Here is a 14,882-nt window from a genome sequence, read left to right on the forward strand (position 1 = left end):
CGCTCATCGACGGGGGCACGGGTTTGGAGGCGGCAATATGCGGCCTGAGTTTTCAACGCGAGCTGCGCTTTCCCTCCGGTGTCGCCACCAGCGAGGCGGCGGCGGCATTGGCCGTGGCGATCGCCGCTTCCATCGGATGGCCACGGGCGAGGCCTGCCGCGAAGGCGCCGACGAATTCGTCGCCGGCGCCATGGGTGCTGACGACCTTGACCGGGACGGCCGCCAGTGCGAAGGCCGCGCCGGTCCGGTCGCAATAGGCGACACCTTCGCCGCCGGCGGTGACGATCGCCGAGGGGTAGGCATCGATCAGCCGCCGCGCGGCTTCGGTTGCGCCGGCGAGCGTATCGACAACCGGAACGCCGGCCAAAAATTCCGCTTCGATGGCGTTGACGATGACGATGTCTATCAGCGCGGTCAATTCGGCCGACAGTGTTCGCGCCGGTGCGGCGTTGAGCACGACGCGGCCGCCGGATGCCTTCACCGCGCGCGCGGCAGCGATGTTTGCGGCGTCGGGCACTTCGTTTTGCAGCAACAGCACTGCCGTCTGTACCACCACCTCCCTTGCTGCCACGACGTCATCATCGTCCAGCGTGAGATTGCTGCCGGAGACGATCACCGCACCATAGTCGCCATCGCTGTCGAAGATCGCCACGCTCATGCCGGAGCCTGCGCCTGCCGCCACGCGCACGAAGCGGCGATCGAGGCCAGCGCGATCGAGATTGGCCAGCAGCGCCGTGCCGAAATCGTCGTCGCCGACGGCGCCGATCATCGCCGCGCGCACGCCGGCGCGTGCCGCCGAGACCGCCTGGTTGCCGCCCTTGCCGCCGCATTTCGGCTGCCAGGCATGGCCGGTCACAGTCTCGCCCTTGCGCGGACGGTCGGGCGCGTCGACCATGATGTCGTAGTGCAGGCTGCCGAAGACGGTGACCAGCGGAACCGTCATGTGCCCCGGTCTTTTCGTTTCGAGGTGACCGCCGACATGGTGCGGCCGAGATTGCGCTCCGCCGCCTGGTAGTCGCGCTGCGCCACCGCCACGAACAGCGCGTCGAGGATGTTGAGCTGCGCGATGCGCGCCGCTGCGTTTTCGCCCATCAGCGGCGATCCCTGCGCCGTCGAGCACAGCACGATGTCGGCAATCCGGGCCAGCGGCGAGTTGTCGTAGTTGGTGATGGCCAGTGTGCGGGCGCCGCTCTTGCGGGCAAGATGGATAGCGTCGATGACGGCCGACGTGTTGCCGGAATGCGAGAAGCCGACGGCGATGTCGTCGGCGCCGAGCAGCGAGGCCGACATCAGCATCATGTGCGAGTCATCATAGACAGACGCGCGGATGCCGATGCGCAGGAATTTGTGCGAGACGTCGCGGGCGATCTGGGCGGAGCCGCCGACGCCATAAAAATCGCGGTTCCTGGCGCGGTAGAGCAGATCGGCGGCACGGTCGAAATCGTCCATGTCGAGGATCGCGAGCGTCTCCTCCAGCGCCTGGATCGAGGTGCGGAACACTTTCTGCACGATCTCGGCCGAGCTGTCGTCGACCGACAGTTCCTGGTGCATCTCGGCGGTCGGGAGGCGGCTGTATTCATAGACGGCGGTGCGGAAGTCGCGGTAGCCGGAGAAGCCGAGTTTCTTGGCGATCTTGACCACCATCGCCTCCGACACGCTGGCCTCCTCGGCGATCTGCTTCAGCGGAATGGTCTGGTCGAAACCGCGCCGGCCGAAGACGGTTTCCACCACCTTGGCCTCAAGCGGGGTGAGATGCGGCATCATCATGCGGATGCGCGGCCCCACGGCTTTCAGATCGAGATTGCTCAACGTCATCCACGTCCCCTCGTCTCCGGCCCGAGCATGGCTTCCTGGACGATAGCCTGCGACGTCACGGCGTCCTGACTGTCCATGGCGGCGGACAGGCGGTTATCCTTCTCCAGCCGGTCGACAACGCGCAGCAGGCGCTTGACGGTGGCGATGTTGACTTCGCATTCGCGCACCGGATCGAGCCCGGTCATGTCGGGGAAGGTGTCGAAGTAGATGGCGCCGGCGTAGCCGTCGCGGCGGATCTGGCGCAGCAGTTCGATGGTCTGCAGCGTGTGCACCGCGCCGACCATCAGGCCGTCGTCGCGCTTGGCATAGCCATCGTTGAGATGGACGCCGAGCAGCTTGCTGTGGCGAGCGATCAGCGCCGCTGCGAAGGCCGGCTGTTCGTCGGCATAGAGCACATGGGCGAAATCAAGCGTGACGCCGAGATTGGGTAGGCCGACCTCGCGGATCGCCAGCAAGGTGGTCGCGGCATCCGGCATCAGCGAGTAGGAGCGCGGTTCGTTCGGCTTGTACTCCAGGCTGATCTGGCAGCCGGGATCATGCGCGGCAACTTCACGAACCCCATCGATTTCGTGTTGCCAGAGCGTCGCATAGTCAGTTTGAAATGCATAGTCGAAGCCATCCTGGCCCAGCCACAGCGTCATCAGACTGGCGCCGGCCGCGCGCACCGCATCGATACCGGCCTTGGTCAAGTCGATGGCTTCGCGGCGCACCGCCGGGTCCGGATTGGTGAAGGCGCCGAGCTTGAAGGCCGGATTGGAGTAGTAACGCATGGCAAAGCCATTGATGGAAAGCCCGAAATCGCCGAGCTTTAGGGCGATTTCAGCCGGCTTTTCACTGACATGGTCGGGGAAATTAAGATCAAGGTCGGTCAGCCCGTCGACCTTGGCCGCGCGGGCTGCCATCTGCAGCATGGACGGCTTGCCGGTAAGATCAGGCCATTCGGCTTGCGGCCGCGAGGCGAAGGAATTCAGGCGGGTGGCGAAGCGACTGTTTGTCATGATGGACCTTTCAGTGATTTACTTCATATAAATACGAATATTTGTAAAGTTCTCATTTGCGAGGCGGTTTGTAGCGCGCAACATCCTGCTTGGCCGAGATCTTCGGCTGCGCCTCTGCGTCCATGCCGGGAGTTTCGAGTCCCGCAACGGTGCGGATGCTGGTGCAAGCCCTTGCGCCCTGCCTGCCGATTGACCAATCTCGCCGACACTGTCATGAGCCGCGGTTGGGGGATCGCACATGCCAACGCTTTATCAACTGAAACCGGCCTTTCAGGCCAGGCTGCGGCCGCTGGCCGACCGGCTGGCCGATGCCGGCGTCACCGCCAACCAGATCACGCTTCTCGCCGCCGCGCTCTCCACCGCCACAGGCCTGGTGGTCGCGGCCTTTGCCTTCCATCTCCTGGTGTTCCTGTTGATGCCGGTGGTGCTGTTCGTGCGCATGGTGCTCAACGCCGTTGATGGGATGCTGGCCAGGGAACATGGACAAGCATCAAAACTCGGCATGTATCTCAACGAACTCTGCGACGTCGTCTCGGACCTGGCGCTGATCCTGGCCTTTGCCACCTTGTTCCCGGCCTGGGGTGTCGTCGCCTTCGCTATTACCGCCATGCTGGTCGAGTTCGCCGGCGTGCTTGGCGTTGCCGCAGGCAGCGGGCGCAACTATGCCGGGCCGTTCGGCAAGAGCGACCGAGCCCTGGTGCTCGGCGTCATCGGCTTTCTCCTCGCTTGCGGCCTGTGGGTGGCGGGGATCGCGCCGTTTGTGTTTCCGATCATGGCTACACTGTCGGGGATAACCGCCATCAACCGGATACGCAGCGGCCTTAGAGCGGGCGGCACCTGATGCCAAAGCGTCAGGCACCCGACCGCCAGAGGGAAACCATGATCCACCAGACCATCGCCGCCGTAGCACCGGCAAGCCTCGAGCGCGTCGCGCAGGAGCGCACCTTCAAGAGCCATGACGGCACCGAGATCTTCTACCGCTACTGGCCGGCCGTTGGGCAGACGCCAAAGGGTGCGATCCTTCTGTTCCATCGCGGCCACGAGCATGGCGGCCGCATGGCGCATCTGGTCGACGAACTCGCCATGCCCGATCATGCCTTCTACGCCTGGGACGCGCGCGGCAATGGCCGCTCGGCCGGCGAGCGCGGCTATGCGCCGTCCTTTGCCGCCCTGGTTCGTGACATCGACTGCCTGGTGCGTGAGATCGGCCGGGATTGTTTTGGCCAGCGCGACATCGCGCTGATCGCGCAGTCCTTCGGCGCCGTGCTGGCCGCTGCCTGGGTGCATGACTATGCGCCCGACATCCGCGCGCTGGTGGTGGCTTCACCGGCCTTTTCGGTCAAGCTCTACGTGCCCTTCGCCAAAGAGGGCATTGCGCTGTGGCAGAAGCTCAAGGGCCGCTTCTTCGTCAATTCCTACGTCAAGGCGAAGTTCCTGACGCATGATGCCGACCGCATCGCTTCCTTCGACGCCGATCCGCTGATCACGCGACCGATCGCCTCCAACATCCTGGTCGAGCTTTACGACCACGCTGCCCGCATCGTCTCGGACGCGCGCGCCATCACCGTGCCGACGCAGCTCTTGATCTCCGGCAGCGATTGGGTGGTGCGGCATGGACCGCAGCACGAATTCTTCGTCAATCTCGGCAGCAGCGCCAAGGAGCGGCATGTGCTGCCCGGCTTCTTCCACGACACGCTGGGCGAGCGCGATCGCAAGCAGGCGCTGGACTTGATCCGGCCGTTCCTCGAAAAGCAATTTGCCACGCCGGAGAAAACCATCGACTTGCTTCAGGCCGACCGCGCCGGCTACACCCGCGACGAGGCCGAGAGGCTCGCCTCGCCGCTGACGCTGTTGTCGCCCAAGGGAATTTTCTGGGCGATGAGTCGCGCCTCGATCCGCATGGGCGCCTGGCTGTCTTCGGGCATGAAGATTGGCATCGCCACCGGCTTCGATTCCGGCTCGACGCTCGACTATGTCTACGAGAACGACGCGCGCGGCACCGGCTTCATCGGCCGCATGATCGACCGCACCTTCCTCGACGCGATCGGCTGGCGCGGCATCCGCCAGCGCAAGCTGCATCTGGAAGAGCTGATCGGCAACGCCGCCGCCAGCCTGATGGCAGCCGGCCGTCCCGTCCACATGCTCGACATCGCCGCCGGTCACGGCCGCTATGTGCTCGATGCCGTCACCAAATGCACTGAACCGCCAGCAAGCGTGCGGCTGCAGGATTATTCCGAGCTCAATGTCGGGTTGGGTTCGAAGCTGATCGCCGAGCGGCAGCTGCCGACCAGCGTCACCTTCCATCAGGCCGACGCCTTCGATGCCGACATGCTGGCTGGGTTGACCCCGGCGCCGGACCTCGCCATCGTCTCCGGGCTCTACGAATTGTTCGCCGACAATGCGCTGATTTCCCGTTCGCTCGGTGGACTGGCCAGCGCCATGCAACCCGGCAGCCTGCTCGTCTACACCAACCAGCCGTGGCATCCGCAACTGGAGATGATCGCGCGCAGCCTGACCTCGCATCGCGGCGGCCAGGCCTGGGTGATGCGGCGGCGCACGCAGGGCGAAATGGACCAGTTGGTGACGGCTGCCGGTTTTGAGAAGATCGACCAGCGCATCGACCAATGGGGCATCTTCACCGTTTCGGTTGCACGGCGCGTCTGAGACCATGGCCCTGCCTGTCACTGACCCTGCCCCGGCGCGGGAACCCTATTTGGGCATCGTGCTGAGGGCCGCCCTTTGGCTGGCGCTGCTGGCGCCGTTCTTCTATTCGACCTATGGCTTTGCCAACTGGCTGGCGTCGCGGCGCGACCATGTCGGCAGCATCGTGTTTGCCTGGGAACACGCCATCCCTTTCGTCGCCTGGACGATCGTGCCCTATTGGTCGATCAATCTGTTCTACGGCCTATCGTTGCTGCTCAACACGACCAGGCGCGGTGTCGACCGGCTCGCCGGCCGTTATCTCTCGGCGCAGATCATTGCCGTCGCCTGCTTCATCGCGTTCCCGCTGACGGCGACATTCGTGCGGCCGGAAACCACCGGCCTGCCGGGTTTCCTGTTTGCAGTGCTCGGTGGTTTCGACAAGCCGTTCAACCAGGCGCCATCCCTGCACATCGCACTCCTGGTGATCATCTGGGACCATTGGCGTCACGTTCTGGCACGTCACCGTCTCGGCGGCATTCTCCGCCCGGTCTGGCACGTCTGGTGTTTTCTCATCGGCGCCTCGGTGCTGACGACCTGGCAGCATCATTTCATCGACATTCCGACCGGCGCCCTGCTCGGCCTGTTTGCGCTGTGGCTGTTTCCGTCCAAGGGCGAGCTGCCATTCTGGGGTTTTCGGTTGACCGCCGACCCAAGGGCGCGGCGGCTGGCGGGTTATTACGGGCTGGGGGCGGCCCTTGCCCTGACCGGCGCTGCCGAGGGCGCGTTGGTCTCCGCCGATTTTCTCATCCTGTTGTGGCCGGCATTGGCGCTGGCCATCGTCGCCTTCGGCTATGCTGGGGCCGGCGCCAAAGTGTTCCAGAAGGCAGCCGATGGTAGCGTCTCACTGGTCAACCGTATCCTGCTCCTGCCCTACCGGCTTGGCGCCCGGATCAATGTGTGGGTATGGACCCGCCAACTGGCGCCGCAAGCGGAGATCACCGACGGTGTTTTCCTCGGCCGGTTTCCGAGTGCCGACGAGGCCAACCGCTTCGGCACAGTGATCGACCTTGCCGGCGAGATGGAACGGCCGCGCGGCGTGACCTGCCGCTGGATCAGCTACGCGATGCTCGACCTCGTGGCGCCGCCTCACGACAGGCTGGAGCGAGCGGTGGCGGCGATCGAGCTGGCGCGCCGGCGCGGCACCGTCCTGGTCTGCTGCGCGCTCGGCTTCCAGCGCAGTGCAGCCGTCGTCGCCGACTGGCTGGTGGTGACGGGGCGCTCGTACACAGCTGCACAGGCGCGCAAGAAACTCGCCGCGTCGGGCAGGCCCGTGCACCTTCAGATCGGGCTGGATGAACCGGGGCTGGAAGAACCGGGGCTGGAAGAACCGACATGAGTTGGCCGGCATGAGTGGCGACAATTTTCCCGAGAAGGCCGAAATATTCGCCGCCGGGCTGATGGTGCAGGCGGTGTGGCCGATCCTGCTGGTGGTCGCGGCTGTGATGGCAGCGCCGGTCATCGGCCTGGTGGCCGGACCGCAGACGACAGCGCTGTCGGCGGCGGCCTGGCTGGTCGCGGCGGCGAGCGCCGTGGCCACGCTGGCTCTTTCGGCCTTGCTTTTGTTCGATGCGCTGCTGTTCCGGCTGATGGCAAGCCACGCCAGCGAGGCCGCCGGGGGTGCTGCGGTCGACGATGTGCTGACGCGCATGCGCCTGAAGCCCACCGCTGCCGGCGGCCGCTCGCTTGACCGTCGCATTGCAGGCACGCGCCGCCTGCTGACAAGGCAGCGCATAGCACTCGCCATGTTTGCTGCGGCATCCCTTTTCGCAGCGTTTGTTTGAGCCATGACAAAGCTCCACCTTCGCGCCAACACCTTCACCTTGCTGCAGACGGTGACCTCGGTCGGCCTGTCGGCGGCGGCCTGGGTGGTGACCGGCGTCAGGCCAATCTGGAACGGCAGCCAGCCGTCGGAGCGGCAGCGCATCTACTTCGCCAACCATGCCAGCCATGGTGATTTCATCCTGCTGTCGGCCTGTCTGAGCGAGAAGGTGCGCGCCCGGACCCATGCGATCGCGGCGGCCGAATATTGGGGCAAGTCGCGGCTGCGCCGCTTCATCGCGCAGGACATGCTGTCGTCCGTGCTCATCCACCGGCAGTGGACCGACGAAACGCAACACCCGATCTCGATCATGCTGTCGGTGCTCGACGACGGCCACTCGCTGATCCTGTTTCCCGAAGGCACTCGCAATACGACGGAGGCGGATCTGCTGCCGTTCCGCTCCGGCCTCTACAATCTGTCGATGGCGCGGCCCGATGTCGAACTCATCCCGTGCTGGATCGAGAACATGTCGCGCGTGCTGCCCAAGGGCCAGTTCCTGCCGGTGCCGCTTCTGTGCCGCGTCGTCTTTGGTCCGCCGGTGGCGATCGCGCCCGGCGAAGAACGCCGCACCTTCCTCGAGCGCGCGCGCCAGACGCTGCTGTCGCTCAACCCGCGTCCCGATCGGGACCACTAGCATGACCAGGCAAAGAGACTTCGTATGACACTGCCGCCAATGCATGAAACCGTCATCCTGCTGGCCGGCCTGATCTGCGTGCTGACCATGGCGAGCATCGTTGCCGGTATCCTCTCATGGCGGGCGCCGAAGCCGCTGCCCTCGACGCTCGTCAACTTGAACCAGCGCATCAACGCCTGGTGGGTGATGGTGCTGGCGATCACCGTCGCCTTCTTCTTCGGCCGCACCGGCATGACCATCCTGTTTGCGCTGATCTCGTTTGCCGCGCTGCGCGAGTTCGTGACGCTGACGCACAGCCGGCGCAGCGACCACTGGGTGCTGCTCGGCATGTTCGGCATCATCATTCCCTTCCAGTACTGGCTGGTGTGGACCGCCTGGTACGGGCTCTTCACCATTTTCATCCCCGTCTACTGCTTCCTCTTGATGCCGGCGGTCACCGCGCTCAACGGCGACACCGAGCGCTTCCTCGAGCGCGTGTCCGCGCAGCAATGGGCGGTCATGATCTCGGTCTACTGCGTCAGCCATGTGCCGGCGCTGCTGACCCTCAACGTGCCCGGTTTCGAGGGCCGCAACCTCCTGCTCATCGCCTTCCTGATCATCACCGTGCAAGGCAGCGACGTGCTGCAATACATTTTCGGCAAGCTGTTCGGCCGGCATCCTTTGTCGCCGTCCGTTTCGCCATCAAAGACTTGGGAAGGGCTGATCGGCGGGCTGGTGTCATCGAGCCTGCTCGGCGCCCTGCTGTCGTTCCTGACGCCGTTCTTGCCGCTTGCGGCGGCAGGCGTCGCCCTCATCGCCTGCCTGATGGGGTTCCTCGGCGGGCTGGTGGCGTCGGCGATCAAGCGCGACCAGGGCGTCAAGGACTGGGGTCACCTGATCGAGGGTCACGGCGGCATGATGGACCGGGCCGACAGCCTGGTCTTCGCCGCCCCGGTGTTCTTCCACATCGTCCGCTATTTCTGGACGTGAGCTAAGCCGTTCAACCGCGGATGGCGCGGCCTGCCTGCTGCAGCAATTCGAAGGCGGCGAAGCGCTTGTCGTGCCAGGGCACGAGGTCGCCACCGGCCGGGCGATAGATGTCGCCGATGCGCGACATGCCGGTCATCGCCGCGATCGCATCGGGAAATTTTTGCGCCGCCACCGCAGCCAATATGGCTGAGCCGAGCAGCACCGGTTCGGGCGAGGTCGAACCGGCGACGGTCAGGCCTGTGGTGTCGGCCAAAAGCTGACGTACCAGCTCGCTTTGCGCCGCACCGCCGCTGACGACGATAGTGTCGATGGCAATGCCTTTTTTGGCCATCGCCGCCAGGATCTGGCGAACGCCGTAGCCGATGCCCAGCAGGCCGGCGACATAGAGCGCGACCAGACTGTCGAGGGACGTGTCCATGCCAAGCCCGGCGATCAGGGCCTTGGACTCGGGATCGGCGAAGGGCGAGCGGTTGCCGAGGAATTCCGGCACGACATGCAGTCCATCGGCTAGGTGCGCTACTGCGGACAGGTCGGTGGACTGTTTCGCCGCCTGCTGACCAAGCCAAGCGGTCAGGCCGAGACCTTCCGCCTTGGCTTTTGCGGATGCCTCAGCCGTGGCCGGATGGAAAGCGACGAGGTGGTCGATTGCAGCACCCGCCGCCGATTGCCCGCCTTCATTGAGCCAAAGCCCCGGCACCATCGAGGAAAAATACGGACCCCAGACGCCGGGCACGAAGGCTGGCTCGCTGGTGCTGGCCATGGTGCAGGCCGAAGTGCCGAACACATAGGCCATGCGCGACTGCAAGGTGCCGACCGAGCCCTGCCCGCCAACCGTGCCGACGCCGCCGGCATGGGCATCGATCAGGCCGGCCGCAACCGGCGTTCCCGGCAGCAGGCCGAGATCGGCCGCGGCGGCCTCAGTCAGGCCTTGGGCAAGTGCCGTGCCGCCTTCGACGATTTCGGTGCCGATGCGGGCAAAGCCTTCATCGGCGAGCGCGCCGAGGCCGACGGCACGGAAATAGGCGTCGTCCCAGCGCCGCTCATGGCCGAGATAGGTCCATTTGCAGGTCAGCGTGCAGATCGAGCGGGCCAGGCTGCCGGTCGAGCGCCAGGTCAGATAGTCGGTCAGGTCGAAGAAATGCTCGGCCGCGGCAAAACTTTCGGGCAGGTTTTCCCGCAGCCACAGCAGCTTCGGCGTCTCCATCTCCGGCGAGATGGTGCCGCCGACATAGTCGAGCACGGCGTGCTTGCCGGCATTGATGCGCTGCGCCTGGTCGAGCGCGCGGTGATCCATCCAGACGATGATGTTGCGCTGGCTGTCGCCGGAACTGCCGACCGGCAACGGCGCGCCGTCCTTGCCGACCACGACCAGCGAACAGGTGGCGTCGAAGCCGATGCCGGCAATGTCGCGCCCAGCGAGCCCCGACTTCGTCACCGCCTCGCGCACGCTGGCGCAAACCGCACGCCAGATGTCCTCGCTCGACTGTTCGGCGATTTCACCCGGCTCGATGAACAAAGCAATGTCGCGCTTCGCCGAGGCAAGCATGGTGCCCTTGCTGTCGAACACCCCCGCCCTGGCACTGCCAGTGCCGACGTCGATGCCGAGGAAGTGGGACATGGGGAACCTCAGAAGTTAGGCAGTAGGCAGTAGGCAGTAGGCAGTAGGCGAGATGGTCAGCAGTGAACCGTCAGTTGCAAGAGCCTCTCCCCATTCCCTGCTGCCTAATGCCTATTGCCTCACAAATCATTGCTCTGCGGCAGGATCACCAGGTCCCGGATGGTGACGTTGCGTGGCCTAGTCAGCATGAACAGCACGGCTTCGGCGACCTCGACCGGTTGTATCAGGCCGCCCTTGGCCAGTTCATCCTCAAGCTTGTCCTTTGGCCAATCGCTGATCAGCGCTGTCACCACCGGCCCCGGCTGCACCGCGCCGACGCGCAGGCCATGCGGGGCGACCTGGCGGCGCACCGTATGCACGAAGGCCTGCACGGCGTGTTTCGAAGCTGTGTAGATCGGCTCCCAGACCACGGGCACCAGTCCGGCGATCGAAGACGTGACGATGATGTCGCCGGTCTTGCGCTCGACCATGTGCGGCAGCACGGCGTGTATGGAACGGAACACCGCATTGATGTTGAGATTCAGCATGCGGTCCCACACATCGGGGTCGCCTTCGAGCACCGGGCCTCCGACATAGGCGCCGGCATTGGCGTGGAAGATATCGAGCTGGCCGGCCTTGTCCAGGATTTGCGGCATCATCGTCGCGACGCTGGCCGGCTCCATCAGATCGATCACCAGCGGGATCGCGTTGGGACCGAGTTCGGTGCAGACGCTTTTCAGCGCGTCGGCGGCGCGGTCGACGAGCACAACGCGAACGCCGGCGGCAATCAGCGCTCTCGCGCATTCCAGGCCTATGCCCGACGCGGCGCCGGTGATCGCCGCGACCTTTCCACTCAAATCCTGAGCCATTCTATCCTCGTATCGATTGCGGTTGCGTTCAGGCGCGGCCGTGGGAAACCCGCGAGCGGCGTGCCAGGGAGTCGACGATGACCGCAATTGCCAGAACGGCGCCGGTGATCATGTAGCGAAGCGACGATGACAGATCGAGCAAGGTCAGCCCGCTGGCGATCGACTGGATGACGATGATGCCGAGCAGCGCGGAATAGGCGCTGCCACGGCCGCCAAACAGGCTGGTGCCGCCTATGACCGCCGCCGCAATGGCGTTGAGGTTGACGTCGCCGGTGCCGGCCTGCTGGCTGGCGGAGGCCAGCCGCGCCGCCGACAGGACGCCGCCGAGGGCGGCAAACATCGAGCACATGACGAAGGCGCTGAGGTAGATCGAGCGCACCTTGATGCCGGCCCGGCGCGCCGCTTCGCGGTTGCCGCCGACGGCGGTCATCGAGCGGCCCCATTGGGTGCGGGTCAGCGCATAGTTCATCGCCACCACCAGGCCGACGAACAGGCCGAACATCCACGGTATGCCGCGCGCCTGGTTGAGATAACCGACGATCAGTTCGAGCAGGATGGTCAGGGCGGCGACGCGCACGATGAGGCCGCCGACAGACGGCGCCGACAAATTGACGGCCCGGCGGCGGCTGACGGTGCGCAGGCCGCTGATCAGCATGATGATGCCGGGCAATGCCGCCAGTGCATAGGACAGCCAGTCCGGCATGACCAGCAACTGGCCGAAATTCACCAGGTTCGAGCCATAGGGCAGATTGATCGAGCCGGTGGAGCCCAGAATATACAGCTGCAGGCCGAGCACGGCGAGCAGGCCGGCGAGCGTCGAGACGAAGCTTGGCATGCCGAGCCGGTTGAACAGCAAGGCATAGAGCGCGCCGATGAAACCGCCGACGGCAACCGCGGCGAGGATGGCGAGCGCCACCGGCCAGCCCTGGTTGACCCACAGCGTGCCCACCATGGCCGAGGCAAAGCCGCTGATCGAGCCGACCGACAGGTCGATCTCGCCGACCATCAGCACGCAGACGATGCCGAGCGCGATGACGCCGACGGTCGAGCAGTCGAACAGGAGATTGACCAGATTGCTTGACGAAACGAACACCGGGTTGAGCGCGGTGAACACGCTCCAGATGATGACCAGGCCGACGATGACCGGCAACGAGCCGAGGTCGCCGGAGCGGACTCGGTCGAAGAAGGCGCTGATGGCGCCACCGACGCCGGCCTGGTGCTTGACGCGGACGTCGCTGCGGTCGAGCGCCGTCGACGAAGAGGTGTCCTGCTTGGGCTCCGCGCTCATGGCCGCTGCTCCTGGTTGTGCGCTTGTTCGGCGGCCTTGCGCCGTTCGGCGCGGCGCGACACTGCATTGTTGGCGGCGCCGGTGATGGCGCTGACCAGTTCCTGGTTCGAGGCGTCGGGTTCGAAGACGCCGTTGTTGCGGCCGAGCCTGAGCACCACGATGCGGTCGGCGACGGCGCGCACGTCCTCCATATTGTGACTGATCATCAGCACGCCGAGCCCACGCTCGCGCACCCGGTCGATGAGGTTCAGCACTTCCGCCGTCTGGGCGACGCCAAGAGCGGCGGTCGGCTCGTCGAGCAGGATGACCTTGGGGTCGAGCAGCAGCGAGCGGGCGATCGCCACGGTCTGGCGCTGGCCGCCGGACAGCGAGGCGACCGCCTCGCGGACGCTTGGAATACGCGCCGACAATTCGTTGAGCAGCGTCCAGGCGCGAATTTCCATCGCCACCTCGTCCAGCCGCAGCGGGTTGATCTCCTTGCCGAGAAAGATGTTGGCGACGACGTCGAGGTTTTCGCACAGTGCGAGATCCTGGAAGACGGTGGCGATGCCGAGCGTCAGCGCCGCACTCGGGTCAGGCATGGTCACTTGCTTGCCACGGAAATTGATGGTCCCCGAGCTCGGCTGGTGAACGCCGGCCAGAATCTTGACCAGCGTCGACTTGCCGGCTCCATTGTCGCCGACCAGCGCCACCACCTCGCCGGCATGGACATCGAGATCGATATCGGTGAGCGCCGAAACGGCGCCGAAATTCTTCGAGATGCCGCGCAGGCTGAGCACCAGCTCGCCTGCCGAAACCGGTCCGTCAGAGATGTCAGACATGGTGGCAAACCTTTCCGGATGGGCGGTCAAGAGTGACTGCGGACTTCCGGCCGCCGCAAGGGCGGCCGGAAAGCAGGATCAGGATTCTAGGTCATCTTTTATGCATGTCGTTATCCCAAAACCGCTGCGCGATTTTGGGCGACCTGCATTGTCACTTTGTGATGCCGAGCTTCTTGCAGCCTTCGGCATAGCGGTCGACGCAAAGCTCTTCGGCGGTGTTGATCTTCTTGTCGATGATCTCGGCCTTGAGGTTTTCCTGCGTCACCACCGCCGGCGTGAACAGCTGCGACGGGGTGTCGTAGAGGGTCATTTCGGCCTTCGGCGTCTCGCCCGACAGAAGCTGGACGGCGACGTTGGCGGCAGCCGCCGCAACGATCTCGCTCGGCTTGGAGATGGTGTTGTACTGGTCGCCGGCGATGATCAGCTGCAGGGCGGCGATGGTCGCGTCATTGCCGGTCACCGGCGGCACCGGATCGACTCCGGCGGCCTTGAAGGCGGCGATGGCGCCACCACCGGTGCCGTCATTGGCCGCAACAACGCCGACGATCTGCGTGGAGAAGCGGGTGATCTGGCCGCTTGCCCATTGCTGCGCCTTCGGCGGCGCCCATTCCGGCGTGTCGTATTCGGCAAGGATCTTGTAGCCGCTGTTGTCGAGGCTGGAATGGATGCCCTTCTTGATCAGCCCGGCGGCCGCGTCGGTCGGCGATCCGTTGATCTGCAGCAGGCCGCCGCTGGCGGGGTCGACCTTCAGCGCCTTGAGGTGTTCGACGAGCGAGTCGGCAATGGCCTTGCCGATGCCTTCATTGTTGAACGAGACGTAGAAGTCGGCAGGTGCGGTCGGGATCGGGCGATCATACGCGATGACCTTGACGCCCTGGCTCTGCGCCAGCTTGACCAGCGAGGCGGCGGCAGTCGAGTCGACAGGGTCAAGCACGATCGCCTTGGCGCCTTGCGAGATCACCGAGTTGAACTGCTGCTGCTGGCGCGAGGCGTCGGCATCGGCGTTCTGGTAGATCACCTTGCAGCCGGGGCAGAGTTTTTTCATCTCGGCGACGAAGCCGGGATAGTCGTGCTGCTCGTAGCGCGTCGAGGCCTGGTCGGGCATCAAGAAGGCGACCGTGGCGTCGGTAACCGGGGCGGCAAAGGCAGCGGTGCCGCCAAGAAGAGAAAGAGTGAGCGCGATGGCTCCCGTCGATTTCCAGGCAAATCTGGTCATTTCGATAGCTCCGTTTCAAGGAATGGTTTCATGAAGCCCTGGACACCACATGGCGCCGGGCCTTGACTGCAGTCGGGCTGTTGCGAGGAACAACGGAGCACTTGATCCGTGCTGCGCATCCTCTTGATATCTCTGGATTTCGGGACAAGCGAT

Annotated in this window: 14 protein-coding genes; 6 read left to right on the top strand and 8 right to left on the bottom strand. The window is 64.9% G+C overall.

The window, feature by feature from the left end:
- Positions 1-52: 52 nt before the first annotated feature.
- From NKJ88_RS05175 to NKJ88_RS05185, 3 genes are read right to left on the bottom strand one after another with little or no spacing between them, the layout of a single operon-like run.
- A complete protein-coding gene (locus NKJ88_RS05175) occupies positions 53-943 on the bottom strand; it encodes a ribokinase (protein WP_023824452.1) in 891 nt (296 codons plus the stop codon).
- Positions 940-1,815: a MurR/RpiR family transcriptional regulator gene (locus NKJ88_RS05180; RefSeq protein WP_023824451.1), complete on the bottom strand. Its 876-nt coding sequence runs from the start codon at positions 1,813-1,815 to the stop codon at positions 940-942. Before NKJ88_RS05180 ends, NKJ88_RS05175 begins: the two co-directional genes overlap by 4 nt.
- A complete protein-coding gene (locus NKJ88_RS05185) occupies positions 1,812-2,813 on the bottom strand; it encodes a TIM barrel protein (protein WP_352443661.1) in 1,002 nt (333 codons plus the stop codon). The genes NKJ88_RS05180 and NKJ88_RS05185 overlap by 4 nt, the downstream gene beginning before the upstream one ends.
- A 238-nt stretch (positions 2,814-3,051) precedes the next feature.
- Here NKJ88_RS05185 and NKJ88_RS05190 point away from each other — a divergent pair, with 238 nt between their 5' ends.
- Genes NKJ88_RS05190 through NKJ88_RS05215 form a run of 6 tightly spaced genes read left to right on the top strand, consistent with a single transcriptional unit; the run spans position 3,052 to position 8,938 of the window.
- Positions 3,052-3,654, top strand: coding sequence for a CDP-alcohol phosphatidyltransferase family protein (locus NKJ88_RS05190; protein ID WP_023824449.1), 603 nt, complete (start codon positions 3,052-3,054; stop codon positions 3,652-3,654).
- A gap of 41 nt (positions 3,655-3,695) precedes the next feature.
- Positions 3,696-5,477, top strand: a complete 1,782-nt coding sequence (locus NKJ88_RS05195; protein ID WP_502904737.1) for a bifunctional alpha/beta hydrolase/class I SAM-dependent methyltransferase — start codon at positions 3,696-3,698, stop codon at positions 5,475-5,477.
- Positions 5,478-5,481: 4 nt separating this feature from the next.
- Positions 5,482-6,852, top strand: coding sequence for a phosphatase PAP2/dual specificity phosphatase family protein (locus tag NKJ88_RS05200; RefSeq protein WP_023824447.1), 1,371 nt, complete (start codon positions 5,482-5,484; stop codon positions 6,850-6,852).
- Positions 6,853-6,862: 10 nt separating this feature from the next.
- On the top strand, positions 6,863-7,297 hold the full coding sequence (locus tag NKJ88_RS05205; RefSeq protein WP_023751873.1) for a hypothetical protein: 435 nt from the start codon (positions 6,863-6,865) through the stop codon (positions 7,295-7,297).
- A 3-nt stretch (positions 7,298-7,300) separates the two neighbouring features.
- Positions 7,301-7,969 carry a lysophospholipid acyltransferase family protein gene (locus NKJ88_RS05210; protein WP_023672504.1) on the top strand — a complete coding sequence of 223 codons (669 nt, stop codon included), beginning with the start codon at positions 7,301-7,303 and terminating at the stop codon, positions 7,967-7,969.
- Positions 7,970-8,008: 39 nt separating this feature from the next.
- Positions 8,009-8,938, top strand: coding sequence for a phosphatidate cytidylyltransferase (locus NKJ88_RS05215; protein ID WP_031199577.1), 930 nt, complete (start codon positions 8,009-8,011; stop codon positions 8,936-8,938).
- A gap of 10 nt (positions 8,939-8,948) precedes the next feature.
- Here the strand turns inward: NKJ88_RS05215 and NKJ88_RS05220 are convergent, their stop codons facing one another.
- The 5 genes from NKJ88_RS05220 to NKJ88_RS05240 all read right to left on the bottom strand — a co-directional run bounded on the left by NKJ88_RS05220 (position 8,949) and on the right by NKJ88_RS05240 (position 14,729).
- Positions 8,949-10,556: an FGGY-family carbohydrate kinase gene (locus NKJ88_RS05220; protein ID WP_023824445.1), complete on the bottom strand. Its 1,608-nt coding sequence runs from the start codon at positions 10,554-10,556 to the stop codon at positions 8,949-8,951.
- Between the two features lie 119 nt (positions 10,557-10,675).
- Positions 10,676-11,404 carry an SDR family oxidoreductase gene (locus NKJ88_RS05225; protein WP_023672501.1) on the bottom strand — a complete coding sequence of 243 codons (729 nt, stop codon included), beginning with the start codon at positions 11,402-11,404 and terminating at the stop codon, positions 10,676-10,678.
- Positions 11,405-11,432: 28 nt separating this feature from the next.
- Entirely contained in the window at positions 11,433-12,692 is a 1,260-nt protein-coding gene (locus NKJ88_RS05230; protein ID WP_023742395.1) for a sugar ABC transporter permease, read from the bottom strand.
- Positions 12,689-13,513: an ATP-binding cassette domain-containing protein gene (locus NKJ88_RS05235; protein WP_023824444.1), complete on the bottom strand. Its 825-nt coding sequence runs from the start codon at positions 13,511-13,513 to the stop codon at positions 12,689-12,691. The genes NKJ88_RS05230 and NKJ88_RS05235 overlap by 4 nt, the downstream gene beginning before the upstream one ends.
- Positions 13,514-13,664: 151 nt before the next feature.
- The gene (locus NKJ88_RS05240) at positions 13,665-14,729 is read right to left on the bottom strand and encodes an ABC transporter substrate-binding protein (protein ID WP_023672498.1); all 1,065 of its coding nucleotides are present in this window, start codon (positions 14,727-14,729) and stop codon (positions 13,665-13,667) included.
- Positions 14,730-14,882: the final 153 nt, after the last annotated feature.

This window comes from Mesorhizobium sp. M0016, assembly GCF_040324035.1.
In the GTDB taxonomy this organism is placed as follows: Bacteria; Pseudomonadota; Alphaproteobacteria; order Rhizobiales; family Rhizobiaceae; genus Mesorhizobium.